The 23,874-nt window shown below is 52.1% G+C and carries 24 protein-coding genes and 2 pseudogenes; 8 read left to right on the forward strand and 18 right to left on the reverse strand.

Translation table 11 applies throughout. From position 1 onward, the window contains the following. The first annotated feature begins 51 nt into the window (after window positions 1-51). Complete coding sequence (locus tag KGP26_RS28585) at window positions 52-915, forward strand: AAA family ATPase (RefSeq protein WP_371824873.1); 864 nt, start codon at window positions 52-54, stop codon at window positions 913-915. A 45-nt stretch (window positions 916-960) separates the two neighbouring features. Here the strand turns inward: KGP26_RS28585 and KGP26_RS28590 are convergent, their stop codons facing one another. Next, complete coding sequence (locus tag KGP26_RS28590) at window positions 961-1,920, reverse strand: Rpn family recombination-promoting nuclease/putative transposase (RefSeq protein WP_223498399.1); 960 nt, start codon at window positions 1,918-1,920, stop codon at window positions 961-963. A gap of 401 nt (window positions 1,921-2,321) precedes the next feature. Between KGP26_RS28590 and KGP26_RS28595 the strand changes: the two genes are divergently transcribed. Beyond that, window positions 2,322-3,017 (forward strand): IS6 family transposase, encoded by a 696-nt coding sequence (locus KGP26_RS28595; protein ID WP_223498400.1) that lies wholly within the window; start codon window positions 2,322-2,324, stop codon window positions 3,015-3,017. A 40-nt stretch (window positions 3,018-3,057) separates the two neighbouring features. Here KGP26_RS28595 and KGP26_RS28600 read toward each other — a convergent pair. From KGP26_RS28600 to KGP26_RS28650, 11 genes and pseudogenes are all read right to left on the reverse strand, one after another. Beyond that, window positions 3,058-3,201, reverse strand: a pseudogene (locus KGP26_RS28600) (IS6 family transposase); the annotation flags it as partial. Next, window positions 3,201-3,701, reverse strand: a complete 501-nt coding sequence (locus KGP26_RS28605; protein ID WP_223665704.1) for a hypothetical protein — start codon at window positions 3,699-3,701, stop codon at window positions 3,201-3,203. The pseudogene KGP26_RS28600 and the gene KGP26_RS28605, both read right to left, overlap by 1 nt. A 158-nt stretch (window positions 3,702-3,859) precedes the next feature. After that, a complete protein-coding gene (locus tag KGP26_RS28610) occupies window positions 3,860-4,408 on the reverse strand; it encodes a fimbrial protein (RefSeq protein WP_223498426.1) in 549 nt (182 codons plus the stop codon). A 9-nt stretch (window positions 4,409-4,417) separates the two neighbouring features. Next, window positions 4,418-4,906 carry a fimbrial protein gene (locus KGP26_RS28615; RefSeq protein WP_223498427.1) on the reverse strand — a complete coding sequence of 163 codons (489 nt, stop codon included), beginning with the start codon at window positions 4,904-4,906 and terminating at the stop codon, window positions 4,418-4,420. 11 nt (window positions 4,907-4,917) lie between these two features. Continuing rightward, complete coding sequence (locus KGP26_RS28620) at window positions 4,918-5,466, reverse strand: fimbrial protein (RefSeq protein WP_223498428.1); 549 nt, start codon at window positions 5,464-5,466, stop codon at window positions 4,918-4,920. Then, window positions 5,459-6,079 (reverse strand): fimbrial protein, encoded by a 621-nt coding sequence (locus KGP26_RS28625; protein WP_223498429.1) that lies wholly within the window; start codon window positions 6,077-6,079, stop codon window positions 5,459-5,461. The genes KGP26_RS28620 and KGP26_RS28625 overlap by 8 nt, the downstream gene beginning before the upstream one ends. Window positions 6,080-6,119: 40 nt before the next feature. After that, complete coding sequence (locus KGP26_RS28630; protein ID WP_223498430.1) at window positions 6,120-6,884, reverse strand: fimbria/pilus periplasmic chaperone; 765 nt, start codon at window positions 6,882-6,884, stop codon at window positions 6,120-6,122. A gap of 58 nt (window positions 6,885-6,942) precedes the next feature. Next, the gene (locus KGP26_RS28635; protein ID WP_371822071.1) at window positions 6,943-9,483 is read right to left on the reverse strand and encodes an outer membrane usher protein; all 2,541 of its coding nucleotides are present in this window, start codon (window positions 9,481-9,483) and stop codon (window positions 6,943-6,945) included. A 10-nt stretch (window positions 9,484-9,493) separates the two neighbouring features. After that, window positions 9,494-10,045: a fimbrial protein gene (locus KGP26_RS28640; protein ID WP_223498431.1), complete on the reverse strand. Its 552-nt coding sequence runs from the start codon at window positions 10,043-10,045 to the stop codon at window positions 9,494-9,496. Between the two features lie 69 nt (window positions 10,046-10,114). After that, on the reverse strand, window positions 10,115-10,669 hold the full coding sequence (locus tag KGP26_RS28645) for a fimbrial protein (RefSeq protein WP_223498432.1): 555 nt from the start codon (window positions 10,667-10,669) through the stop codon (window positions 10,115-10,117). A gap of 319 nt (window positions 10,670-10,988) precedes the next feature. Then, the gene (locus KGP26_RS28650; RefSeq protein WP_223499792.1) at window positions 10,989-11,405 is read right to left on the reverse strand and encodes a hypothetical protein; all 417 of its coding nucleotides are present in this window, start codon (window positions 11,403-11,405) and stop codon (window positions 10,989-10,991) included. A 718-nt stretch (window positions 11,406-12,123) separates the two neighbouring features. Here KGP26_RS28650 and KGP26_RS30345 point away from each other — a divergent pair. Then, the gene (locus tag KGP26_RS30345) at window positions 12,124-12,255 is read left to right on the forward strand and encodes a hypothetical protein (protein ID WP_256444966.1); all 132 of its coding nucleotides are present in this window, start codon (window positions 12,124-12,126) and stop codon (window positions 12,253-12,255) included. A gap of 288 nt (window positions 12,256-12,543) precedes the next feature. Then, window positions 12,544-13,365, forward strand: coding sequence for a hypothetical protein (locus KGP26_RS28655; protein ID WP_223499791.1), 822 nt, complete (start codon window positions 12,544-12,546; stop codon window positions 13,363-13,365). A gap of 117 nt (window positions 13,366-13,482) precedes the next feature. Here KGP26_RS28655 and KGP26_RS28660 read toward each other — a convergent pair whose 3' ends face one another. The 4 genes from KGP26_RS28660 to KGP26_RS28675 form a co-directional block, all read right to left on the reverse strand. Beyond that, window positions 13,483-15,216 (reverse strand): ATP-binding protein, encoded by a 1,734-nt coding sequence (locus KGP26_RS28660; RefSeq protein ID WP_223499790.1) that lies wholly within the window; start codon window positions 15,214-15,216, stop codon window positions 13,483-13,485. 9 nt (window positions 15,217-15,225) lie between these two features. Next, a complete protein-coding gene (locus KGP26_RS28665; protein ID WP_223499789.1) occupies window positions 15,226-16,239 on the reverse strand; it encodes an SIR2 family protein in 1,014 nt (337 codons plus the stop codon). Window positions 16,240-16,714: 475 nt separating this feature from the next. Beyond that, window positions 16,715-16,975 (reverse strand): DUF2913 family protein, encoded by a 261-nt coding sequence (locus KGP26_RS28670; RefSeq protein WP_223499788.1) that lies wholly within the window; start codon window positions 16,973-16,975, stop codon window positions 16,715-16,717. Window positions 16,976-17,003: 28 nt separating this feature from the next. Next, entirely contained in the window at window positions 17,004-17,936 is a 933-nt protein-coding gene (locus KGP26_RS28675) for an Rpn family recombination-promoting nuclease/putative transposase (RefSeq protein WP_223499787.1), read from the reverse strand. 251 nt (window positions 17,937-18,187) lie between these two features. On the opposite strand from KGP26_RS28675, the gene KGP26_RS28680 reads away from it, so the two are divergent. The 4 genes from KGP26_RS28680 to KGP26_RS28700 all read left to right on the forward strand — a co-directional run bounded on the left by KGP26_RS28680 (window position 18,188) and on the right by KGP26_RS28700 (window position 22,640). Further along, a complete protein-coding gene (locus KGP26_RS28680) occupies window positions 18,188-18,478 on the forward strand; it encodes a hypothetical protein (RefSeq protein ID WP_223499786.1) in 291 nt (96 codons plus the stop codon). A gap of 361 nt (window positions 18,479-18,839) precedes the next feature. Beyond that, a complete protein-coding gene (locus tag KGP26_RS28690) occupies window positions 18,840-19,535 on the forward strand; it encodes an IS6 family transposase (RefSeq protein WP_223499779.1) in 696 nt (231 codons plus the stop codon). 397 nt (window positions 19,536-19,932) lie between these two features. Further along, on the forward strand, window positions 19,933-20,355 hold the full coding sequence (locus KGP26_RS28695) for a DUF2946 domain-containing protein (RefSeq protein WP_245398331.1): 423 nt from the start codon (window positions 19,933-19,935) through the stop codon (window positions 20,353-20,355). Between the two features lie 152 nt (window positions 20,356-20,507). Continuing rightward, window positions 20,508-22,640 (forward strand): TonB-dependent receptor domain-containing protein, encoded by a 2,133-nt coding sequence (locus tag KGP26_RS28700; RefSeq protein ID WP_223499784.1) that lies wholly within the window; start codon window positions 20,508-20,510, stop codon window positions 22,638-22,640. A gap of 181 nt (window positions 22,641-22,821) precedes the next feature. Here KGP26_RS28700 and KGP26_RS28705 read toward each other — a convergent pair. Together KGP26_RS28705 and KGP26_RS28710 are read right to left on the reverse strand one after the other, a co-directional pair. Beyond that, window positions 22,822-23,061, reverse strand: a pseudogene (locus KGP26_RS28705) (recombinase family protein); the annotation flags it as partial. 114 nt (window positions 23,062-23,175) lie between these two features. Continuing rightward, window positions 23,176-23,871, reverse strand: a complete 696-nt coding sequence (locus KGP26_RS28710) for an IS6 family transposase (protein ID WP_223498400.1) — start codon at window positions 23,869-23,871, stop codon at window positions 23,176-23,178. Between the last annotated feature and the right edge of the window lie 3 nt (window positions 23,872-23,874).

Genomic DNA, 23,874 nt, shown 5'->3' on the forward strand with positions numbered 1-23,874 from the left:
GGCCTGCGTCCTGACGATCGTGCCGATGCGCCCAAACGCATCATCCTCGGTATGCAGGCCAAGCAGTTTGGCTACGAGTTGCAGATAGGCTTGCCCCCGCCGCCGGTCAGCCCGTATTTCGGCTTCGATCCCGAGATCAAGCAGGAGGAGGCGTGGCTGGGGGAGCGACGCTCCCCCTCAAACCTGTTACTCATGCGGCGTAATCAGGCGGTCAAGGTGCTTGGTATCGATGGGGACAACGTGGACTATACCCCCGGTATGTTGCCCCACGAGTCGGTGTTCGGGCATCTTGCGGAGCCTGAGCGCTATCCCGAGATTGCCAGATTGCGCCACCTTATCAACCAGTGGCGCTTCTATCATCACTTCGATATCGCCTCCGGCTCGCCCCTACGCATTCCCCAGCCTTGCATCAGAACCCCGGTTCTGAGCCATGACGGGGGGGATCTCGCGGCGGCCTTTGCCACTATCGTCGACATTGGGGATGTCGAATTGCTGCACGGCATCCTCGCCCGTGCCTTTCCCGATGCCCGTTTCCACGTGAGCAACAGCGAAGCGGGACTCGAGATGATGATGACGCGTGAGGGGCTGCGGCGACCGCTGCGGGCCCGTGAGCTCTCCGATGGCACCTTGCGTTTTCTCTGCCTGACCGTGGCACTGCTCAGTCCGCGTCCGGCACCCTTGGTCGTGTTGAACGAGCCGGAAAGCAGCCTACATCCCGATATGCTGCCGGCGCTCGGTCAGCTGATTGGCGAGGCGTCGCGTTACTCTCAGCTCTGGGTGACGACTCACAGTCCGGTGCTGGCACAGGCGATTGAAGCCCATGCATCGTGCCGTTATATCCCGTTGCAACTGATTAACGGGGAGACCTGCCTACATGATCCGACGCGCCGTGAGTGGCGATTTGACGAGAACTAGCCAAGGCGTGTTGTCCGGCAAGGTCGTAAGTCTCTCCAAAACGGGTTAATGACGGATCTGCGCCAGCTCATCGGCAGTGAGACCCGTGGCGTTCATTACCGTCGCCAAATCAAGGCCACTGTCGAGCAGCGAACGGGCGATCTTCAGTGCGGCTTCGCGCTCGCCTTCCTGCCGCCCTTTCTCGATGCCCTTTTCGATGCCCTTTTCGATGCCGAGCTGGAGGCCTTCCAGGCGGCCTTTCTCGAGCCCTTTTTGCTCCAGTTTTTGTGCAATCGTCATAAGTACCTCTTCGTGCTGTGGCGCGCGGCGGGCCAGTTCTCGGATAAAAGCCTCCGGGGCGGCCGTATCGCCAACCTGCAGCATGTAATTCATCAATGATGCCAGTTGATCACTCGTAGTGTATCCGGCCAGCAGCAAAGTGACCAGTTGTTCCATCAGTTCAAACAGATCGCGCTGTCGGATGTGTTTCTGCAGCAGCGTCAGCGCCGCCATGCTGCGGTGGCCCATAATCTCTTCGTCGGGGATGACTGTCACATCAACCAGCGGAAACGCTGCGGTGTACAGTTTTTCCGCCAGCACGGGAGCATCAAATTCCTGCAGCCAGTTGGTCGAGTACGGATAAGGGCTGCGTTTACCGGTATAGAACAGTACCGGAATGACCAGTGGCAGCTTCTTATGGCCGGCATCGAGGTGACGCTGCATGGCGGCGACCGCATAGCGTAGCAACCTGAACGCCATGTGTTTGTCCGCCGTGGATTGGTGCTCGATAAGTACCATCACGTAACCGTCAGTACCGGCGGTAGTTTTCAGGCTGTAAAGCACGTCGCTGAAATACGGGCGCAGGCTTTCTTCGACAAAGCTTCCGGACTCCAGCTTCAGCGTGCTCAGATCACAGATAGCCTGCAGCTCTGCCGGCAAGTGCAATTGCATAAAATCCCGGGCGGTATCGGGATGCGTCAGAAACTGTTTGAAGGCCAAATCATGTGGCGTAGGGGTCTTTTTCATGAGGCTATCGTAACATGTTGGTCCCCCGGCTCACTATCGCAGCGTTGGGTTTTGTCGGTACCACGGTCAGCGGAGTCCGCTGACGCCAGCCAGCAGGTTATATGCTCGCTGACGGCGACGTCATGTAGAGCCACGCCGACTTTTTGGCCGTAAAAACGCAACTGGCAGAAGCAGAAGCCTGGGCAGTTGCCAGGAACAATTCGGTATCATGTAGTTTTTCGCGGAGTAGAGTGAGCGTCATCCCAAGACGTTGATAGGATTTGGCCGCCGGGTGTGGAGTGTTGCGGTGCTATTTAAGTATCCCTGTACCGAACCGGTTCAATCCGGTACTGTTTAAGCGGCTCTGTCGCGTTAAGGCGGCGTCAGGTAATATGCTGTTTTTTTTGTAATGTTGCCTATTAATGTCTCTGATCAGGAATGCCTTTAAACGCTTGCATTATCCCATCGATATCATCGCGCAATGTGTTCGTTGGTATCTGGCTTATGCCCTTAGCTTGCGCAATCTCGAGGAAATGATGGCTGAACGCGGCATTGCTGTTGACCATGCCACACTGCATCGCTGGGTTATCCGTCTGGTGCCGTTGTTGGACAAGGCATTCCGCCGGCATAAACGTTCGGTGGGTCGTCGATGGCGAATGGATGAAACTTACATCAAAATGAACGGGCAGTGGAAGTATCTGTACCGGGCTGTTGACACATCAGGCCAGACAATCGACTTTCTGCTCACTGCCAAACGTGATGCCGCCGCCGCATTGCGCTTCTTCCGCAAGGCCATACGTCATCACGGCGAACCCGAGGGGGTCACTATCGATAAAAGTGGGGCCAACACAGCGGCTTTGGCCACGCTCAACGCCGACAAACCCGATGAGGAAACGATTACAGTGAGGCAAAGTAAGTACCTAAACAATCTGGTTGAGCAAGATCACCGCAATATCAAACGCCGGATAAGACCGATGCTGGGATTCAAATCGTTTCGACGGGCACAGGGGCTTTTGGCGGGCATCGAATTGATCCACATGATACGCAAAGGACAATATCAGCATCCGGAAAGTGAGGTATTGTCACCTGCGGAACAATTTTATCTGTTGGCTGCCTAAATAATCGGCAACACCCACTTTGGCTGGCCTGTGCCCGTTAATGCGACAGAACCATGCCGCGTTCAGCCATCATTTCCTCGAGATTGCGCAAGCTAAGGGCATAAGCCAGATACCAACGAACACATTGCGCGATGATATCGATGGGATAATGCAAGCGTTTAAAGGCATTCCTGATCAGAGACATTAATAGGCAACATTACAAAAAAAACAGCATATTACCTGACGCCGCCTTAACGCGACAGAGCCCGAAACATTCAGTGACTGAGGACTATTAACTGCGGTTATATATGGTGTTAAGTCGACTTTAGTCCATGGACCACCGTTAGCATCGGGTAGCGTCGCTAAAATTAAATCTGCAGGAATGGGCATATCTTTTATGCCGCTGGCCAACACCAACCCTCCTGTAAAGTTCCCCCCAAAAGGTAAAGATAAAGAATCATATCTAGTCTTAATGAAATCACGACGACTTGTATTACCAGACCCCTCAAACCTGCACTCTAGCTTAAGATCACCATAAGTGTATACTTGCCCCAAACTGGGAATAGGTATGACGGCTATCGTCGTATAGGCTGCTCCATGTACACCAAATGAAGCGCCACTATTTACTCTACATTCAGTTGCCCAAGACGACAGCGTGTGCAGACTCACAGCACTCAGTATCAGTAATCTAATAATCTTCTTCATGTTCCACCACACCCCCAATAATCGTCTTTATCAGGTGATAATTAATCTTCTTGACCAAGGCCGTTCGGCAAGGGCTCATTGTCACTCTTAACCCATACCCTGTTGGGCGAACAACCACGCTGCGGGATTGTCTCGCGGCTATCCCGATTCAATCAGCCCTACTCATACTCAAGCACAAAGGTCGCCGTCGCACTGAATGCCCCACGGGTTATCGTCTTGTTCGCCAGTGCAAACGGCTCTCCCTGCACATAGGCCTTAAAGCTCAGCGTCGTCGTCGTGCTCGTTGTCGACAGCAGGTTCTGAGGACCCTGCTCATTGAGGGGCAACTGCACCGCACTCGCCCCCGCCGTCTCTATCCCCACACCAATCCCGCTCACCCCCGTCACCGCCAGCAAACCCGGCAAATTCAGGTTCTCCATCCCGTTGAACGTCAGCTTGACCCAGCTCGATGCCGCCGTATCACAGTCCACCAGGTTCAGCGAGAACGTCTTGCCCAACGTCCGCGTGTTCGTGTACAGGTACTTGTCCACCACCGCACCAAAATCCACACTCAGGTTTTCATCACCCGCCTGGATTTTGCACGGTGCATACACCAGCGTCCCTCTGAATCCCATGACCGTCGCCTGAGCCGGTGCCATCCACAACGCACTCAACAACGGCAGCGCCCCCAGACCGACACACAGCAGACTGTGTTTTCTCTCTCTCACCGGCTTCTCCTAGTCATAACTCGCCAGCAGCGTCGCCGTGGCAGTGAACGGCCCGTCGGTAGGCTCCTGGCCCGCTCCGCCATTGACAACCGGCACGGCAGACAACACTGGCAGCGCCGCTGGGTTGATGACCGTACCTGCCGTGCTGTTTATCGCCAGGACACGCCCCCCCAACAGCAGGCGAATACCCAGCCCCGCCCTGCTTGTCTCCACAGCCGTCGCGTCAAAGGCCGCCGCTCTCCCCTGGAAGCTGAGCCTGACGTTGCCGGTGGTGTCAGCACAGGCAACGTTATACGAGATTGTCACACTGTAAGCCGTCCCATCAATCTTGTTGATGATGAGGTCATCGCCGAAATCCACATCGATAGGGTCATCGTTATTGATTTTACAGGGGAGGGACTCCACCAGGTTGCCGGTAATACTCACGTCAACCGCACCGGCCACGCCGGTGAAGAGGGTGCCCGCCAACCAGGTGGCGACGGCAAGCGGTCTTTTCATGCTATTGGCCCTCATTGAAAATCCACCTTCAAGGTCAACGTGGCCCTAAAGGCACCACCGGAGAGCGTAGTCCCGCTGTTCTTTACCGGCACCACGGTTAGTTTGGGCGTTGCCGCTGCAGACGTCAGGTTAAACCATTGGTTCGGACTGACCCTGGTGCCATTTTGGCGTAATTCCAGCCCCAGATTGGTGTTGCTAGTCATTAATACCCCGTTGTCAAAACCGGCTGACGTCCCGTACAACTGCATCCTCACCTGCTGGCCTGCCCCTGCCGCGACAGTGCAATCCAGGGTGTAGGGGATTTCCGTTTCATAGGTGTTCCCGGTTGAGATGCTGTTGCTGGCCGGAATTCGGGTGGTCAGCAGGTCATTGCCCAGATTGACGCTGATATCGGTATTATTGTTAATCTGACACGGCACACTCACGACCACACCCCGGATATTCACGTCCAGTGGGGCGGCCATGGCGGACGGCATCGCGACCGCAAGGACCAGCGCCCCCATCAGCAGGCTGCGCCGCGCTTCCTGCCCCTGTTTGTGTCCATGCCGTGCTCTACTCATAACTCAACCTGAAATTGACGTTGGCAAAATAGGCTCCCGATTGCAACGGGGCTCCGGTACGCTCAGGCGTGATGTAATACGTCAGCACGTCACTACCCGGGGTCAGAAACACCGGCTTCGCCAGTTGACCCAATAGCATGTCGCGCTGTGCACTGTCGCTGAGGCGCAGCCCCATCCCGTTGACCCCTTTCGCGCGCACCAGTTGCGGGTTGGCGCCATCCTGCTCACTGACAAAGGTCAGGGACATGGCGGGCTGGTTGGGACTCCAACTGACATTGCCCTGCGTATCCTGGTTGTTTGCAGCACCGCGAATGCAGTCACGCAAGCGCAGTTGGACCGCTACCGGAGTTCCCCGGTCACCGGCCTGTTGCAGGTCACCGGTCGCGATATTACCCATGTCCACCGTCTGGTCGGCCGACGGCATCTCCAGCCGACAGGCGCTTTCGGTCATAACACCGAACACATGCAGTACCCCGTGGTCCCCCTCAACCAATCCATCCGTGAGGCCGGCCTGCGCCACGGGAGCCAGTAGGGCAATCAGTACCAGTCCAGACAGGCCACACATCACGCCTCCCGTTGTGCGCGACAAGGCCTGGTTCTTCATTCTGTTCATTTTTTCTCCTTCCCTTCCCCTGCGACAGGCCACCCGATGGCTATTTCTTGTCTCGACGACTTTCATCAACCTTGCACTGAGTGCCATCACAGCGGAAGGTCAGCGTAGGCTGGCCGCCGTAGTCATTCACATACACCAGTGCCGGGCTGTTCCCCAGGTCTGAAGCCTTTCCCCCCAACGGTGCTGAGCCTTTTGGTGGCACCATCATGGCCTCAAACCCCTTGAGCAGGTCACCGCCTGCCTTGGCACTGGCACCAATCAGGGTGATGTAGTAGGGCGTCGGATTGTTCACCGTATAGGTGTCCCCGCTTTTACTCAGCGTCAATTTATTCTGGAACGGCGAGGTCTGTTGTTCAGCTGCCGCCTGCGCCAACGCTGCCGGGCGGTAGAACAGCTTGATGCGCGTTTGCAGCGCAATCTGCAATGTGTTCGGCTTGTTGCTCTTTGGCGGAATTTCACGCAGGTTCAAATAAAACAGCGTTTCCTTATCCTGTGGCAACAGACTCAGCCCCGGCATGGCCTGGATTTTTATCTGTCCCTTACCTTTCGGTTCAATGCGCTGTACCGGCGGCAACAGCGTCAGCGGTCCGCCCCCCTCCAGCTTGTTGCCATTCGCATCCTCAATCCAGCCCTGAGCCAGATAAGGGAGTGACGGATTTTGGTTGCTCACGTTCAGACTCACTGACTTTTCGCTCCCCGGAAACACCACGCGGGTCCTGTCCAGCGAAATCGCGGCATGGACCGACGGCATCAGCACCAGCATCAGCGCACCCGCAAGGGAGGCTCTTAGTAAATTGTGTTTCATTTTCATCTTGCTCATCAAAAATAGTAAGGGATACCCCCGGGACCCATGTATCCCGGGCTCAATCATTCAGTAATGCAGCCTCTTTTACGCAAGGTAGCATCAGATTCGTCGTCATACCTGTCGGTATCACCGCCGGCAGGGTCACGTGACATTGGACACTGCCGTTCCAATTCACCGCCATCTTCTCATTCGGACGTATCCCGCTGAGGTAAACGTGACCACTGTCGCTCACGATACCGGCGTCCTGTTTTTTCTGGTTCAGCACGCTAGCCCCAAACGGAGGGACGCTGCCATCAGCCAGCAGTATCACTGCCATGGCTTTCTCGCCGGAAATCACCTCAAACTTGCGATAGCCAATCGCCCCTTCCGTCAGGGTGCTTTGTACCACCGAGCGCGGCACCTCCGCATTGTCCGCCAACTTGTCAATATCAATACGCACGCTGTTGCGATAATAGCTGGTTACATCCGCGACCACGGCCTTGCCGAACCGGTTACTGTAGACCGGATTGCCATTGGCACCGACCGGTACACCGGCCACTCCGTCGGTGTCAATCAGCATGCGGGTTCCGCCCATCAGACCGCTGCGATGCAATGCCCCGCCTTCCCGTGTCAGCGTTGCCCCGCCATTGGCGGACAAGCCCACGGCACTGTATTGCCCCTCACGGTAGCTGGCAGAAGCATTAATATCCACCTGAGAGCCGCGACGCGCGTAATAACCGCTGAGGTCGGCCCCGGTTCTCGCCGTCCCCGCACTCACCTGGTACGTATCGCCGTTTTTCAGACGGTCGTAATAACCGACAGAATTACGCGTATCCCCTGAGGAATACGAGCCGTTATAACTGACACGGCCAGACCCACCGAACGGCAGGGACAGCGACATGTACATCCCGTCGTCGTCGGTTTTATTGAACCGGTTGCGGTAGGCCGTCAGCGACAGACTGACATTCCTGAACCGACCCACATCAAAGTTCCGTGATGCCGTCAGGTCATAGCGTTCCGTCGTCGATTTATCCCAATAGGACTGATGACTGTAGTTCAGGTACGTGCTCAACCCCAGAGACTCAAAGGACTGGTTGAAGGAAACGGTGTACATTTCCTTGTTGCGGCCCTGTCTAATGCCTGTGTCACGCGCCTGCAGGTACTCGCTCATCGACATGAACGTACTGTCTGAGAAGCGATAACCGGCAAAGGTCACCTGACTGCCGATCTCGACAAAGCGCTTGGAGTAACTCAGACGATAAGAGCCCCCTGTCTGATTGCCTTCCCCCGGCAGGCGCGCACGTGACTGCGTCACATCGGCAGACAGCGCCCCCAGCGCCAGGAGGTCACGCCCGATACCCAGTGACGCGGCCGCGTAATCCCCGCCGGCGAGCCCCCCGCCGTACAGTGACCACCCGTTACTGACGCCCCAGGAGAACTCGCCGCTGGCAAACGTCGGCCCATTGACACGGTGGTTCCAGTCGGAAGCCCGGCCCGCCGTGGTCTTGAAGCGCACCTGTCCAGGCCGTGTCAGGTAAGGAATGGTGGCTGTATCCACCTGGAAGCGCTGTACACTGCCATCCTGCTCCTCAACCCGCACATCCAGTCGCCCTGATACGGCACTGTCCAGGTCCTGGATACGGAATGGCCCGGCTGCCACCTGGACTTCCTTGATGATGCGGCCCTGCTGACTGATGACGACCTTGGCATTGCGACGTGCCACACCACTCACCTCCGGTGCGTACCCCCGCAGATTCGGCGGCAGCATGTTGTCATCAGAGACAAGGCTCGCGCCGGTAAAGCGGAAGCTGTCAAAAATGGACGAATTGAGATAATCCTCCCCCAAGGTCAGTTTTGCGCCCCACGCCGGCAAGGCGCGATAGGCGTAATAACGACTCCAGTCCAGGTTGACACCATTCCCCCCCGAACGGCTTTCACCCCGGCCCTGCGAACGACTGTCATAGCGTGCCTGCCAGTCGGCCCGTAAACGCCATACCCCCAGGTTGGCCCCGGTGGTCCCGTTACCGCTAACGCGGGTGCCGCTGCCACCCCCCCCGCGGGTCTGTTGCTGATTTTGCATGTTCACGTTGTAGTCGAGCAGTATCCCCGGGATCCCCTCTTCCCAGCGTGCTGGCGGGTCCCAGTCCGGGCTGCTGTACTCCAGGTAGGCGTGCGGCATACTCAGATACAGGGTGGAGGTGCCCAGGTCAGTACGCACTTCCATTCCCTTGAGACTTTCCACATTCAGGCACTGCTCCTGGTGCCACCACGTCAGTTCGGACAACGCCTTGTCGGTCAGCCCCATCTGGGCAACCAGTGCAGGAGTCAGGCAAACCTGACTGCCTTTGGGGTCATTCTCTGGTGCAATGAAATCCACGGACTGCTCGGGCCACACCTGGGTATTGAGACTCACCGCCAGACTGTAACTTCCGGGCAGGATAAAGCCTTTTTGCGCGAACTGGCTCAGGTCAATATTGCTGCGGTCCTTCAAATCCAGGATGTCGCTGTTGAACTGAATATCATCGGCATGGGCGAACACCACCGACCCCAGCAACAGGGTGGAGCCGAGCCCCGCTTGACAGAGCATGGCAGAAAGGGTACGGGGGAAAAAATGCACCATAGAGAAACTCTTAGTAATAATCCATTCTGAAACGTATTGCCGAGTGGTAGTCCCCAGCACGTAACGTTTCCCGATTGCCAACCAGATTCACGGTATAACGCAAGAGCATCTCGCTGGGGATGATAGCGGCCGGGGGCATCATCCGCCCCGGCTGGGCCTGGTTGCCCACCTCGTCGGCTATTGCCACCGCAACCCCCTTCGCCTCACCGGACACCGCAAAATGCCCCCGGTCACCTTCCCCGTCAAAGGTCACGGTAAAGCCCTGCCAGTCGGGTTTATGTGGGTCAAGCCGTGACAGCACACAATCCACCAGACGAATGGAAAAGGCCTTCTGAGGGCCTCGCCCGTCACGCACAATCTGGCTAACAGGAATTGTGTCCATTACCAGCGTCTGGTCACGATCCCCCACATCAATGGCGCAGGGGCGCTCGACGATAGCCCCTTTCATGCTGACACGCCCATGGCCGGCATCACGGGCGAAGGCCTCACTCGCGAAACCGACGGTCAAACTTATCAACAGGAAAGGCGCCACCCGATTCTGTCCCCACTGAATCCACGTCATCGGCTGACTCCAATTGGTGAAATAGCCCGTGGCGGCAGGCCACGGGACGGGTCAAACAAATATTGAGATTTACTGGTAGGCAAGTTGAAATTGGACGGGGACGCTAAAACTACCCGGCGTAATGACTGCAGTACCACCATTGCCTTTCAGGCTCGCCGTAAAGGTCAGAGCCGGAGATGCGCCGTCAGTAAACTGCTGCAAGGTGGTCGGCGTACCAACCGTTACTTTTTTTCCGTCGGCCTGCTTAAGGAGGATGTAAGCGCCAGCCGCATTACCACCGACCAGTGCCAGGCTATCTGCGTCATAGCTGGATGTGGTCCCCAGGAACTTAACCTGAACCTTGCTGGCACTGGCTGGGGTAGTGCCAGTTGTAACGATGCAGTTCTCCAGCTGAATGGTAAACGGCATCGGCTTTGATTCACCGGTGTTAGTGTTAGCGCTCAACGCAGCATTGGAAATAGCCCCTAGCTCAACAGTCTGGTCGATGGAGTCCGCTGCTATCGAGCAAGGCGCATCAACAATGGAGCCAGTGAACAGGATGTCACCTTGCCCCTGGTTGGCATGGGCGACAGAAACGGCAGACAGACTCAGTACAGCTGCCATCATGATTTTGTTCAGTTGCATTTTTTTCGTCCTAATGTTGAATAGTATTAATTCACTCGTTGTAAAAAATCCTGTCACAAAAATAAAAAAACCTTGCACACAGGGATATGTCACCACTTGCATTTATGGGTATGTATACGCCACTTCCAGTAGTGATAAGCCATCGCTGTTTATTCTTTTAGAATAAAAAACAATGTAGCTAAGACAAATTAAAGCCAACGCTGACATTTCATTTTTGAATATTTTTGCAATAGATTTGTTATCTATTTATATTCTCAATAAGGCATGTCATACATTTTCTGTCATGGTAATACCTTACCCGATTTACAGCTCACAGGTATTAACGGCCCTCATCCGACTGACTTTCTGGGGGAAGCCTGACATGTTCTGCTGCAGCCTCATGTATCCGCTTAAGCGCCACTGAGCGATCCGGACGAGTGAGGCCGGCGCGTGCATCAATGGAATAACCTGATGTATCGATATCAAATTGTTCAACCCCAATTTTTTTGAGGTACATGACCAATGTGTCCAGCTTTTTGAACACCCTGACCGGGCGAGCCTGTGACGCCAGGGTCTGCTCACTCAGACCGTACTTAACCTTTAATATCCAGCCGCCATCAGTCCCAACCACGTTTAAGGCACTGACGCTGCCGCTTTCAACCAGAAGGCGCAGCGCTGCATTTTTGAGAATTTTTTGTGTCATAACACCACGCTGTCTGTTTTTCTGCTTGGGTATCAGGGGCATGGCCATCGTCATGGCAGTAACACGCACATCACACGGATTCGTGTGGAAACCTAAAAATGGACGAACATGCACAGAGACCAACAGGTTACCGAATTTGAGCCTCTAAATAACACGTTTGAAATACAACACCATGGAAGTTCGCCCCTGTATATTTAACGCCCAATGAGTCTGTGATGCTTGCGAACGGCTTTGGACTGACATTGGCACTTATCTTGAAACGCATCATACATTGATCGGTTTAACAGATCAATCAGTCTTGATTGATTGATTTAATCTATAGGTTAAACAAATTGAAAATACACTATCGATCGTTTAATGCTATTGTATTTTTAAGAAACAACAGGTTCAGAAAAAAAATAACCAATTGAAAAATGGTGTTTTTTATTGAGCATGGCAACCTCGCGGCTGCAAATTGGATCAGCGGGAGCATTTGAACAGTGATAGCGTCAAAACCATAAATTCCGACGCGAAATCGACACATGCTTTGTCTTATACGCGTTATTGCGTCGTATTGCTTATATGTCATTAACGCAACAAAATTACTGCAGTTCCCTCAGGTTATCCGCGCCATCGGATAAAAAAATATCTGCTGGTTGGCCTGCATTCCCTGGGCGAAGCACTGGTCCGTGAACTGACCGAGTCAGATCTGCTGTCATTTCATACCGGCAACATTGCTGAAAGTCGCCGGCTGAACATTCCCCGCACCGCGTATTACTGGTATGGGGGCTTCGTGGCAAAGCGGGTGGCCATGATGCTGGGCTGCTTCGATGTCTATTTGAGGAACGAAATGATGCGGCCGGACAGCGACGTGGTTTTTGTTGGCGATGCGCGCAACGTGGTGGCCTGCTACTTCATCTGCTGAAATCCGTGCGGTTGAATTGGCGTAAGCAGCAGGGAGCATGGGGAAGTCGGGCAGAATTGGATGAGGCGTCGCACCGATACACACAACGACTGGCGGAGGGGACCATGGAGAACGGTATTTTTATCGGTGGTGACGAACAGAACTTTTACCGGCTGCACAGTTATGCAGAAAAACATTATTCCTGGGCCATGCGCTGAGACAGACAAGTAAGGAAAGGAAAAGCAAGGTGTTATTTTGAGGTGTTTTTTGTTACCTCGGGAATAACACGTAACAGGAGGCGTTTTTAATATGTTTGATATTATTTGTACGTTTGGTGGTAGTGATAAATTTTACTCTATTCTCGATTTTCAAAAGTTACTTGACAGCGACATTGAAAAATTACGATATTCTCTGGTATGCCCTGATTGCCGTAAACAGGCATTTTACAGGAAGAAAAGCGTTGATGGAAAAAAGGCCTGCTTTGGGTCCCGATACTGTACCTGTAGGGAAACTACACCTTCGTCCCAACGACAAAGGGAGGTCGGGAATTCGACTGAAGTTAAACAGATTATTGCCGAGTCTGATACGATAGAAATCAGTTACGATTCTGACAGAACTTCTTCAGCAGGCAACGAAGCGTCTGGCGTCAGCGGTGTTTCAGATATGACTCAGACTGGTAACAAAAAAGTGCACTCCATAAAGTCAGAACAAAAGCGAGTTCCAAGAGTCTCACTTGAAAAAATACTGCACAGCTTAATCAGAGGGATAGGGTTAGCGACGTCTGACACAATTATCCCGTTAGGTGAATATAAATATAAAGCCAAGAATTTATTTGTGAAATTTCCCGATGCAGAACCGATGACTAAAAATGCACATAGATTTTATTGGGGAACGTTATATAACTCAAATAATGATATTGAATGGCTTAATCCTGCTGAGTGCAGAGATGTAGGAATACCATTAGGCAGTCTGCGTGATATCATTCTTGAAAAATTCAATATATCAGATACTGAAAGTCTCGAAGGAGCAGCAATCATTTTCGCTGGCCGTTGTGATTGGAATAAAGATAAAACAAAAAAGATAATAAAAATATGTGACACTGAGCGTATATTTATTTCTTTAGCCGATTAAATATTAAAGGGCATCGTGTCATTCAAAAAATAATCTTCAGCCCTATGAGGTCTCAAGCACGTGGTGCGCTTGAGACTTCATAGGGAACGGCGATACTTTATACAGTCAATAAAGTAATTACTGGATGTTTTGCTTACGCCAGTTTTCTACCGCAATCAACAGTCTCTTATTTTTGACAGGCTTTTGCCATTCATCCCAGAAATTGACCGTACCGCTATTCGGTTTGTTTATGGGTTCATCGATCCTGATTCTGCTTGGAAGCAGACTCGCATCGCCAACAACCAAGGCCTCGCCTGTATCGAGAGTCGGCAAGATGTCGCTGAACCCACCGAGGCTATCTGGCAAAAGCCTCTTGATAACGCCCTGATCCTCGGCGTTGGTCAGCCTCATGGACACGAAGTTGCTGCACTGACTGAGCATCGTCTTGTTCACTTCGGAGGGACGCTGGCTTATCACGATGAGGCTGACACCGTACTTACGGCCTTCCTTGGCTATGCGCTCGAAAATATCCAGGGAAATATCGTCGGCTGACTCCGCCATGTTTCGTTGAGGCATGTAGAGATGCGCTTCGTCACACAAAAGCGCAATCGGATGACGTAGTTCGGATGGCGTCCACTGTTGGACAGAGAAGGTGACTCGAGCGACAAGGGAAACGATCAGAGGGAGAACGTCTGATGGAACTTCGGAAAAGTTGATGATCTTTATACCCGCTTTGCCATTCTCTTCAGAGCTTCCGAGCATGGCCGTGGTGAATTTTTCAAGCCAAGAAAAATCCAAAACGTCACCGCCACCGCTGAATATGAAACCTAGGCGTCTATCTGAGATTTTGTTCTCTAGCCGGGAGATCATCCGGGCGAGCTTTCCAAAAAAATCACCCTGCTTTTCTTTACCGGGCGTTGCCCCTGGAACCATCTCCACATTGATCTCGTTCAGCCTGCCCATAAGAACATCAAGATCGAATGGAACCGGGCTATCCACGGTGAAGTGCTTCAGAATTTCCTTCTGGTCACCATCCTCAAGATACTTCCTTTTGGCCTGGTTGATCTCACGGGACATGATCATGGCCTGGTTGGGCGCATTCTGGTCACTACGGTCAACAAACATTGCCACGAGTGCTTCATACGAAAGCAACCAGTAAGGCAGGTAAAGCACTCCGTCATCAATGGTGCGTTTAGCCTCAACATCGGCAGGACCGGCCACCTTGAAGTGATGAATGCCTTGGCCCACCAATGGCGAGTATTCACCATGAAGATCAAAAACGATGGCGTTAGCCGTGGAGAGCCCAGTCATTTGCTCAATGATCTTGGCTGTCGTCCAGGACTTACCTGATCCGGTACTGCCGCCGATGAAAGCGTGGCGTTGGAAAAACTTGTTACCATTGAGATATGCAACGGCATGTTCGTCCAGCGTGTATTTGCCCAGCGTCAGGGCATTGCCATTGGCTGAGACGCTGGACAGCGTACGCATAAAGTTGGTAAGGTTTTCGCCCTCTAGCGAAAAGCAATTTGCGTCGATTTCTGGAACGCTTTCCAGAGTGCGGCGAAAGACGTTTTCTCTTTCTCCGTCACGATCCAGCATCGTGCCAATCAGGGCGATTTTGCACAGATTGAGTTCTGAGGTCTGTTCGCTAATACCATCGTTGGCAATGTCCTCGATACCACGCTTGCGGGTCACCTGGGTGATGAGGCCGATGAGATGCTGTCCAGGCCTGCTGCTTTGGAGCACGGCCAGATGGTTGACTTGCAACCTTTTGAGCTGGTCGACATTTTCAACGTCCACGATAACGTTTGCTGTATCGACGGAGGCCACCTTTCCAAGCGCGTCTTCATCCCGAAAATTAAATATCGGCATCTCTTCTCCCTACATGATGAGTGACAGGTAACTCTCAAGACTCCAGATGTTTTTTTCAACGATCAGTGGTGTCTTATCCAAAGAGGAGTAGACGATGGACTGCTCGTCTGTCGCTCCCCGTTCTATTGCCAGGTAATTATGCGCCTTGCCATCAAGGATGAGCTTCCTGGCAGCGTCTGAGAGCGCATAGGTAATAATCGTGATCGGGGTATTCTGACGAATGCATTTGGCCATGATGTTCGGCTGAATATGCTCGTCATTGAAGCCGTAGCCAATACACAGGAAAGAGTTGGCAGCGTTGATGGCCAAATCGGCATTGTGAATAGTCGAGCGATAGGGTTCCAAATGCGTTGTTTGATATTTCTGAGTGCCCGGTGTCACGATTTCCGGTTTATAGTTAGCCGGTATCCCTTGAATGTTTGAAAGGGCGACGATGTCTTCAAGGGGCGATTTAAACCAGTCCAGAGAACCATGAACCTTCCAGATATTCACTCTGCGTGCAGACATGATTTCATTCGGTGCAGCGCGCTGACGAAAAAATCCGTGTGAGAAGCCCGTGTAATGATGGGTCCCCTCCTGATCGCAGGCATATTCTGCCAGTCTGTCATAATTCGTAGTAACGATATTTATTTTGGTGAGGCTGCTTTTGAACATGTGGCGCAGCAGGCGACTCAGCGGAAACATCGCTTGATTCTGAAGGCTATCCTGGAAGATTTGAATGTCTTCTGAACTGATGAGCTTCCAGGTCGCTGTGATAATTCTGGAGGTCAGTTCCTCAGTAACGGCCACCTGATGCAGCGCCGACTCCAGATCGACACCGTTTAATAAGACTTGGCAGAATTCCCCCCAAGCTACAATCTCGGCAGCAGACAAACCCGAAGTGTCGGTATTTTCGACCAAGTGCTTCGCAAGTGCACCCATTCCAGACATGCCATGAGCAGCTGACGCACCACTGCCCAGGATGATGAGAGGAGCCTTGCTGTAATAGTCTTGAGCCTGCTTTTGGTAATCAACCCCTGACATCTAAAACTCCTAATTTTGTATCGTGCTCATCATAGTCACCGTCGGTTCGGTGGTTTCTAACCTTCGACGTGGCGCAGATCGCCCTACGAGGTGCTCAGAAGCCGGATGGACTTGCCAAAGCACTTATAGATCTTGGTCTCATCGAGCGAACACTGTTTAAATGTCCTCCTACTGGCACCGTCAATGTGAGTATGAATACTCTACCGGTTCCAATACGACTGTGTGGTGATCCAGGGCACTGTTGATAACCCTTGCGTGAAGAGAATACGCCGCCATCACCTGAATAAAGGTCATCGTGTTGCCAATAATGCGAAACGGTACAGGGTGCAGGTGGCGACCATCGGATGTAAAGGCGGCATTAAGTGCGGATTTTTCGACGTAAAAGCCATTATCCTGACGGGGAGTCAGGATTGTCCCGGATCTCCATTCCTGACTGTTCATTACATAATTGTCCCAGCCTTGATCTTTCAGTGTCTCAGTGGCGTAGTTTACCTGCCGCGCCGTGTTTTCGGCCCCGTTCCAATAGCCAGGTAATATCGATAGCGACACTTTTGGGGAAGCGCTTCTGTCTCTGTGCGGTGGCGAGCCAGCGAATAAGAAAAAGATTTTCTGCGTAAGGTGTTCCGGCCATGCCATCCTGACGGGCTATGCCAAGTGCCACCAACGCACAAAATGCCAGGTGGCTTAACGCTGAAGTAGTGTTTTTTGGTGAGTCCGGTTCAATGTTGTCTGACAACGTCTTCCCTGCCCGTTATTTGGGATGATTAATGGCGGATTTGTGCCAGGTCGTCAGCTGTCAGGCCGGTTATTCTCATTACCGAGTCGCGATCGATACCGTTCGCCAGCATGGAGCGTGCAACCTGAAGTTTACCTTCAAGCATACCTTCTTGACGTCCTTTGGCTTCACCAAGCTGGATACCTTCCAACCGGCCTTTTTCAATCCCTTTTTGTTCGAGTTTTTGTGCGATCGTCATCAATACCTCCTCGTGCTGTGGTGAGCGGCGCGCCAGCTCCCGAATAAAGTTTTCCGGTGCCGCCGTGTCGCCAACCTGCAACATGTAATTCATCAGCGATGTCAGCAGCTCATTATCAGTGTAACCGGCAAGCAGTAGTGTGACCAGTTGTTCCAGTAGTTCGGCAAGGTCACGCTGGCGAACGTGCTTTTGCAACAGTTCCAGGATGGCCATGCGCCGGTGTGTCATTATTTCGTCATCAGAAATGACCGTCACGTCAACCAGGGGAAAATCGTTACCGTAGAGTTGTCCCGCCAGTTCAGGTTCACTGAATTCTTGCAGCCAGTTCATCGGGTAAGGGTAAGGTGTCACCTGGCCATGATAGAACAAAATGGGAATAACTAGGGGCAATTTGTCGTTGCCGGCATCGAGGTGTCGCTGCATGGCGGCGATGGCATATCGCATTAGGCGAAAGCCCATATGCCTGTCCGGCGAACTTTGATGCTCGATCAGCGCGTATATGTAACCGTCACCCTTCCCCGCTTTTAGCGAATACAGTACGTCTGAGTAGTAGGCACGCAGATCTTCTTCGATAAAGGAGCCGGACTCCAGTCGCAGGGTATTCAGGTCACACACCTGGCGTAGTGCTGGCGGCAGGTGTACGTCCAGAAAGTCGCGAGCGGTTTCTGGGTGTGTCAAAAACTGTTTAAAAAGTGCGTCGTGCGGTGTGGGTGTTGTTTTCATTGGCCAATAGTAACATAGTCATCGATAAGGCAGATTTTAGCGCCATAGTGTGAAGAATACTGCGGGTTGATTCCAGATATTCCCTGTTTCCTGATGCACCACGTCCAACTCGATATAATAATAACCGGAAATATCGCGGCGTTGAGAAATTGTTTGACCGTTGTGTCTGGCAGTTGGTATCCGAAAGCGATTGTCAATACAAGCTGATGGCGCTGCATCACATAACTATTGAGATAAAGTAGGAAAATAAAATGAAAGATATTAACAAGATGAACTGGAAGCAAATTAAATCTGAAGCGCTGAAAGCACATAAAATCGTCCGCGATTCGGATAAAAAGCAGGGCATTATTGGTTACCGAGTAATGAAAAAAGATGATAACCGGTACTTAACGTTCAATGGCAAAGTGTCGCTGGAAACTATGTGCTTCTGTGATAACCTTGAGGAGGCGTATGTTTTCAAGGACAGGATTGAGCTTCTGCCTTTCATCCTGAAAATAGATCCAATACCGACGCTGTTGCCCATTACCCAGGCGGCTTTTTGAGCCTGATGTGGTCAGTTTCACACTGTGTGGCGCCAGTGCACCGGTTCTGGCAGTTAGGCCATCTCAATATTATTGCACCTGTATGATGTTAGTAATACAAAAAGAATAAAAACGTATTACACAGGTAATACGTTTTTATGGCTCTGTCGCGTTAAGGCTGCGTCAGGTAATATGCTGTTTTTTTGTAATGTTGCCTATTAATGTCTCTGATCAGAAATGCCTTTAAACGCTTGCATTATCCCATCGATATCATCGCGCAATGTGTGCGTCGGTATCTGGCTTATGCCCTTAGCTTGCGCGGCTCTGTCGCGTTAAGGCGGCGTCAGGTAATATGCTGTTTTTTTTGTAATGTTGCCTATTAATGTCTCTGATCAGGAATGCCTTTAAACGCTTGCATTATCCCATCGATATCATCGCGCAATGTGTTCGTTGGTATCTGGCTTATGCCCTTAGCTTGCGCAATCTCGAGGAAATGATGGCTGAACGCGGCATTGCTGTTGACCATGCCACACTGCATTGCTGGGTTATCCGTCTGGTGCCGCTGTTGGACAAGGCATTCCGCCGGCATAAACGTTCGGTGGGTCGTCGATGGCGAATGGATGAAACTTACATCAAAATGAACGGGCAGTGGAAGTATCTGTACCGGGCTGTTGACACATCAGGCCAGACAATCGACTTTCTGCTCACTGCCAAACGGGATGCCGCCGCCGCATTGCGCTTCTTCCGCAAGGCCATACGTCATCATGGCGAATCTGAGGGGGTCACTATCGATAAAAGTGGGGCCAACACAGCGGCTTTGGCCACGCTCAACGCCGACAAACCCGATGAGGAAACGATTACAGTGAGGCAAAGTAAGTACCTAAACAATCTGGTTGAGCAAGATCACCGCAATATCAAACGCCGGATAAGACCGATGCTGGGATTCAAATCGTTTCGACGGGCACAGGGGCTTTTGGCGGGCATCGAATTGATCCACATGATACGCAAAGGACAATATCAGCATCCGGAAAGTGAGGTATTGTCACCTGCGGAACAATTTTATCTGTTGGCTGCCTAAATAATCGGCAACACCCACTTTGGCTGGCCTGTGCCCGTTAATGCGACAGAACCCTTTAAGCTTGGTTTCTCCGAATATGCCGCCGTGATGGTCCCGGTTAACCTGAACGACAGGATCTACAAGTTGCGTATAGGGCACGTTGGTTTTCTGCCACTTTTAGCGTCAGATACAGCATCTGGTGATCCTTCGGATTTGTGTAGGATTGGAGATGGGATTTCGTATTGAACCATGATCAACTTCTTTATTTTGATAGATGAATAGAGTTTTTGTAACAATCCCCTTCCTCATTCGGTACTATAGCGCAACATTTTTTTAAAGTGCGGTTGTTCGGTTGCTATCGCTTTTTTTACTTTCTCGCCGCCAGTTCCCCATTTATCTGTCTCTGCTGGCGATATTGATGCTGTTCCTGGCCCCGGTGATTTCGAAATCGCTGGAGCACCAGCGTGCCAGTCAGCCTTGTTCGGCAGCGATCACCAGCACACACAATAATATGCCTGATATGGCGGCCATGCATCACGCCATGCCAGGTATGGAGCATGATCTCCATTCTTCTTTAGGCTCTGCTTGCGCTATTGATCAGGGCATGTCCCATCACCTGGTTTCAAAGCCGGGCAGTTCACCGATGGAGGACATCGCCTGCGGCTATTGTCAACTCCTTATTCACTTGCCGCTGATCCAGACTGTTTTCATTCCTTTTATCTGGCTGATACGGCTTGTTTCACAGGCACCGTTTTTGCCTGTCATTGTTGCTCCGTTACTGTCCGCTTGTTACTCCGAATACCAGCCCCGAGCACCGCCTAGCCTGTTTTCACTGCATTAAGTTTTGCCGTTCAGCAAGACAATAATTCACCGAGCACGAAACAGAGCCGGATACAGGCTCACCGTTTTGTGACGCTTTATGTTGGCCATTTCATATGGTGGTCAGCGAGTGCCTGCTTGGGAAAGGCAGGCCGATAAAAACAGGCTTTAACCATGAAAAATACTCGATTCTCTTTATCACCGCTTGCAACGGTGATGGCTTTGATGTTCACCTTACCCGTGTTTGTTCAGGCTGAAGACGGCTATGAAGAGCATCAGAATAGCGCTGCTACCCCAGATGATGTGTCGGTGATGGTAGTTACTGCACCGGCCATTTCTCCACTGACGATCGTGACTTCACCTAAAACACCGCGCCAGCCGGTTCCGGCCAGTGACGGGTCTGATTATCTGAAAACCATCCCGGGGTTTTCTCAAATCCGTAACGGCGGAACCAATGGCGATCCGGTTTTTCGCGGTATGTTCGGTTCGCGTTTACGCCTTTTGACCAACGGCAGTGAAATGCTCGGAGCCTGTCCCGCGCGTATGGATGCACCGAGCTCCTATATTTCACCGGAAAGTTATGATCTTCTGACGCTGACCAAGGGGCCGCAAACGGTGCTTTGGGGGCCGGGTAACTCTGCGGGGACAGTGCATTTCGAACGTGAGCGACCTTCTTTTCAGAAAGCCGGTATTCAGGGTGATGCCAGCCTGCTCGGGGCATCAAATAATCGTTGGGATCAAAATGCGGATCTCAGTCTGGGGAATGAGCAAGGTTACCTGCGCTTGATCGGTAACAAATCACGTTCTGACGACTACAAGGATGGTAACAACCAGCGAGTGCCTTCTCAGTGGGATAAGTGGAACGCGGATATGGCACTGGGGTGGACGCCGGATAAAGACACCTGGCTGGAGCTGACCGCAGGGCAAGGCGATGGCGAAGCGCGTTATGCCGGGCGCAGTATGGATGGTTCACAATTCAAACGCGAAAGCCTGGGGATGCGCTTTGAAAAGTCCAACATCGGGGACGTGTTCGACAAATTTGAAGCCAGTACTTATTACAACTACGCCGATCACATCATGGATAATTTCTCGCTGAGAACCCCCGGCAGCCTGTCAATGGGCGGCATGGGTTCGTCCATGGGCGCCATGCACGACAGTTCATCAATGAGCATGGGGACGTCATCGGCTATGGACATGTCATCCTCAATGAACACGGCGAGCAGTTCGAGCATGAATATGAGCATGCCCATGGCTATGCAACTTGATCGCCGGACCGTCGGTGGCCGCATGATGGGAACCTGGCTGTGGAGTGATATCAAGCTTGAAAGCGGCGCAGACATGCAGCAGAACACGCACCGTAACAAAGAAAGCGATAGCTGGGTGAAAGATGCTCGCTTCCGTAATTATGGCGTTTTTAGTGAGTTGACCTGGACAGTCACCGATCAAGATAACGTCGTGAGCGGTGCGCGTCTGGATCGTGTGTTGGTAGATAACTTTACCGACACCGGCCTTGCAGGACGCAACGATGTGTTACATGCCGGGTTTGCCCGCATAGAACACTCGCTGGCAGACATGCCACTGATGCTGTATGCCGGTGTGGGTTATACCGAGCGTTTCCCTGATTATTGGGAACTGTTCTCTCCAACCTATGGGCCTGGTGGCAATACCAGCGCCTTTAATAGTGTAAAAGCGGAGAAAACCACTCAGTTGGATATAGGTGCACAGTACAGCACCAAGAAACTGAACGGGTGGGTGTCCGCCTACGTTGGGCATGTTAACGACTTTATTCTGTTCCGTTATGATCCCAACAATGCGCGCGTTAGCGAAGCCGATAACGTTAATGCCCGTATTATGGGGGGAGAGACTGGTTTCAGTTATAAACTGACGGACAGTTGGAAAACCGAGACCAGTCTGGCTTATTCGTGGGCTGAAAATACCCGTGACAGCAGACCATTGCCACAAATCCCACCGCTGGAAGCCCGCCTAGGGCTGTCATGGGAAAAAGGGGACTGGAGCAGTACCGGTTTGCTACGTCTGGTCAGCAGCCAGAACCGGATTGCCGAGAATGAAGGGAATGTCGTTGGCAAGGATTTTGTCGCCAGCCCGGGTTTTGCGGTCTTTTCTGCGAATGCGGCGTACAAAGTCAATAAGTACGTCAAAGTCAGCACGGGTGTCGATAACCTGTTCAACAAGGATTACAGTGAACACCTGAACCTTGCTGGAAATAGCAGTTTCGGCTATTCCGCGAATACGTCTGTTAATGAACCGGGCCGCACCTTGTGGGCAAAAGTTAACGTGAAGTTCTGACGCAGTCTGAGACAATGGCAGTCGGCCCTGATAGTTACCAGGGCCATCACATTCAACATAAACAATAAATTATCTCCTTAGCGTGGTTTTTTACATCATTGGCCCTCAAACCCCGATAACAAGCATGGTGACTAAAGGATGCTGGTTATTTTAGCCCCAGCGGAAGACTCATTCGATGATTGCCCCACACTTTTTCATGCTCTCCAACATCTTCAACGAGGAGAACGTCACCACGCTGGCAGTCTTTCAGCAGACGAAACAGATCCGGACGATCGAGGCGGGCACCGGATTAATTTTCAGCATAATAGTTACAGATAGTGATTTTATGCTCACGGGCAAATCGTTCAAGCATGTCCCGGGCGCGCTGGGCGTCCTGTTCACTGGTTGAGGCACGGAGGTAGGCACGAACAAACATGGTCATGGTACTGTTTAAGTCCTTTAACGAAACCAGTTCGTTTAAAGTAGGTCAGTAAGGCTTAAAGGGTTCTGTCGCATTAACGGGCACAGGCCAGCCAAAGTGGGTGTTGCCGATTATTTAGGCAGCCAACAGATAAAATTGTTCCGCAGGTGACAATACCTCACTTTCCGGATGCTGATATTGTCCTTTGCGTATCATGTGGATCAATTCGATGCCCGCCAAAAGCCCCTGTGCCCGTCGAAACGATTTGAATCCCAGCATCGGTCTTATCCGGCGTTTGATATTGCGGTGATCTTGCTCAACCAGATTGTTTAGGTACTTACTTTGCCTCACTGTAATCGTTTCCTCATCGGGTTTGTCGGCGTTGAGCGTGGCCAAAGCCGCTGTGTTGGCCCCACTTTTATCGATAGTGACCCCCTCGGGTTCGCCGTGATGACGTATGGCCTTGCGGAAGAAGCGCAATGCGGCGGCGGCATCACGTTTGGCAGTGAGCAGAAAGTCGATTGTCTGGCCTGATGTGTCAACAGCCCGGTACAGATACTTCCACTGCCCGTTCATTTTGATGTAAGTTTCATCCATTCGCCATCGACGACCCACCGAACGTTTATGCCGGCGGAATGCCTTGTCCAACAACGGCACCAGACGGATAACCCAGCGATGCAGTGTGGCATGGTCAACAGCAATGCCGCGTTCAGCCATCATTTCCTCGAGATTGCGCAAGCTAAGGGCATAAGCCAGATACCAACGAACACATTGCGCGATGATATCGATGGGATAATGCAAGCGTTTAAAGGCATTCCTGATCAGAGACATTAA

The sequence above is a fragment of the Serratia sp. JSRIV002 genome (genome assembly GCF_019968725.1).
Classification (GTDB): Bacteria; Pseudomonadota; Gammaproteobacteria; order Enterobacterales; family Enterobacteriaceae; genus Chania; species Chania fonticola_B.

Bases quoted from the DNA above. Each gene is read 5' to 3' on its own strand.
- KGP26_RS28650 (WP_223499792.1), bottom strand. From the start codon at position 11,405: ATGACGATGGCCATGCCCCTGATACCCAAGCAGAAAAACAGACAGCGT.
- KGP26_RS28660 (WP_223499790.1), bottom strand. From the start codon at position 15,216: ATGCCGATATTTAATTTTCGGGATGAAGACGCGCTTGGAAAGGTGGCC.
- KGP26_RS28640 (WP_223498431.1), bottom strand. From the start codon at position 10,045: ATGACGTGGATTCAGTGGGGACAGAATCGGGTGGCGCCTTTCCTGTTG.
- KGP26_RS28635 (WP_371822071.1), bottom strand. From the start codon at position 9,483: ATGGTGCATTTTTTCCCCCGTACCCTTTCTGCCATGCTCTGTCAAGCG.
- KGP26_RS28645 (WP_223498432.1), bottom strand. From the start codon at position 10,669: ATGCAACTGAACAAAATCATGATGGCAGCTGTACTGAGTCTGTCTGCC.
- KGP26_RS28695 (WP_245398331.1), top strand. From the start codon at position 19,933: ATGCTGTTCCTGGCCCCGGTGATTTCGAAATCGCTGGAGCACCAGCGT.
- KGP26_RS28630 (WP_223498430.1), bottom strand. From the start codon at position 6,884: ATGAAACACAATTTACTAAGAGCCTCCCTTGCGGGTGCGCTGATGCTG.
- KGP26_RS28675 (WP_223499787.1), bottom strand. From the start codon at position 17,936: ATGAAAACAACACCCACACCGCACGACGCACTTTTTAAACAGTTTTTG.
- KGP26_RS28590 (WP_223498399.1), bottom strand. From the start codon at position 1,920: ATGAAAAAGACCCCTACGCCACATGATTTGGCCTTCAAACAGTTTCTG.
- KGP26_RS28690 (WP_223499779.1), top strand. From the start codon at position 18,840: ATGTCTCTGATCAGGAATGCCTTTAAACGCTTGCATTATCCCATCGAT.
- KGP26_RS28605 (WP_223665704.1), bottom strand. From the start codon at position 3,701: ATGAAGAAGATTATTAGATTACTGATACTGAGTGCTGTGAGTCTGCAC.
- KGP26_RS28655 (WP_223499791.1), top strand. From the start codon at position 12,544: ATGTTTGATATTATTTGTACGTTTGGTGGTAGTGATAAATTTTACTCT.
- KGP26_RS28710 (WP_223498400.1), bottom strand. From the start codon at position 23,871: ATGTCTCTGATCAGGAATGCCTTTAAACGCTTGCATTATCCCATCGAT.
- KGP26_RS28665 (WP_223499789.1), bottom strand. From the start codon at position 16,239: ATGTCAGGGGTTGATTACCAAAAGCAGGCTCAAGACTATTACAGCAAG.
- KGP26_RS28620 (WP_223498428.1), bottom strand. From the start codon at position 5,466: ATGAGTAGAGCACGGCATGGACACAAACAGGGGCAGGAAGCGCGGCGC.
- KGP26_RS28700 (WP_223499784.1), top strand. From the start codon at position 20,508: ATGAAAAATACTCGATTCTCTTTATCACCGCTTGCAACGGTGATGGCT.
- KGP26_RS28625 (WP_223498429.1), bottom strand. From the start codon at position 6,079: ATGAACAGAATGAAGAACCAGGCCTTGTCGCGCACAACGGGAGGCGTG.
- KGP26_RS28680 (WP_223499786.1), top strand. From the start codon at position 18,188: ATGAAAGATATTAACAAGATGAACTGGAAGCAAATTAAATCTGAAGCG.
- KGP26_RS28585 (WP_371824873.1), top strand. From the start codon at position 52: ATGCAGGCCAAGCAGTTTGGCTACGAGTTGCAGATAGGCTTGCCCCCG.
- KGP26_RS28595 (WP_223498400.1), top strand. From the start codon at position 2,322: ATGTCTCTGATCAGGAATGCCTTTAAACGCTTGCATTATCCCATCGAT.
- KGP26_RS28615 (WP_223498427.1), bottom strand. From the start codon at position 4,906: ATGAAAAGACCGCTTGCCGTCGCCACCTGGTTGGCGGGCACCCTCTTC.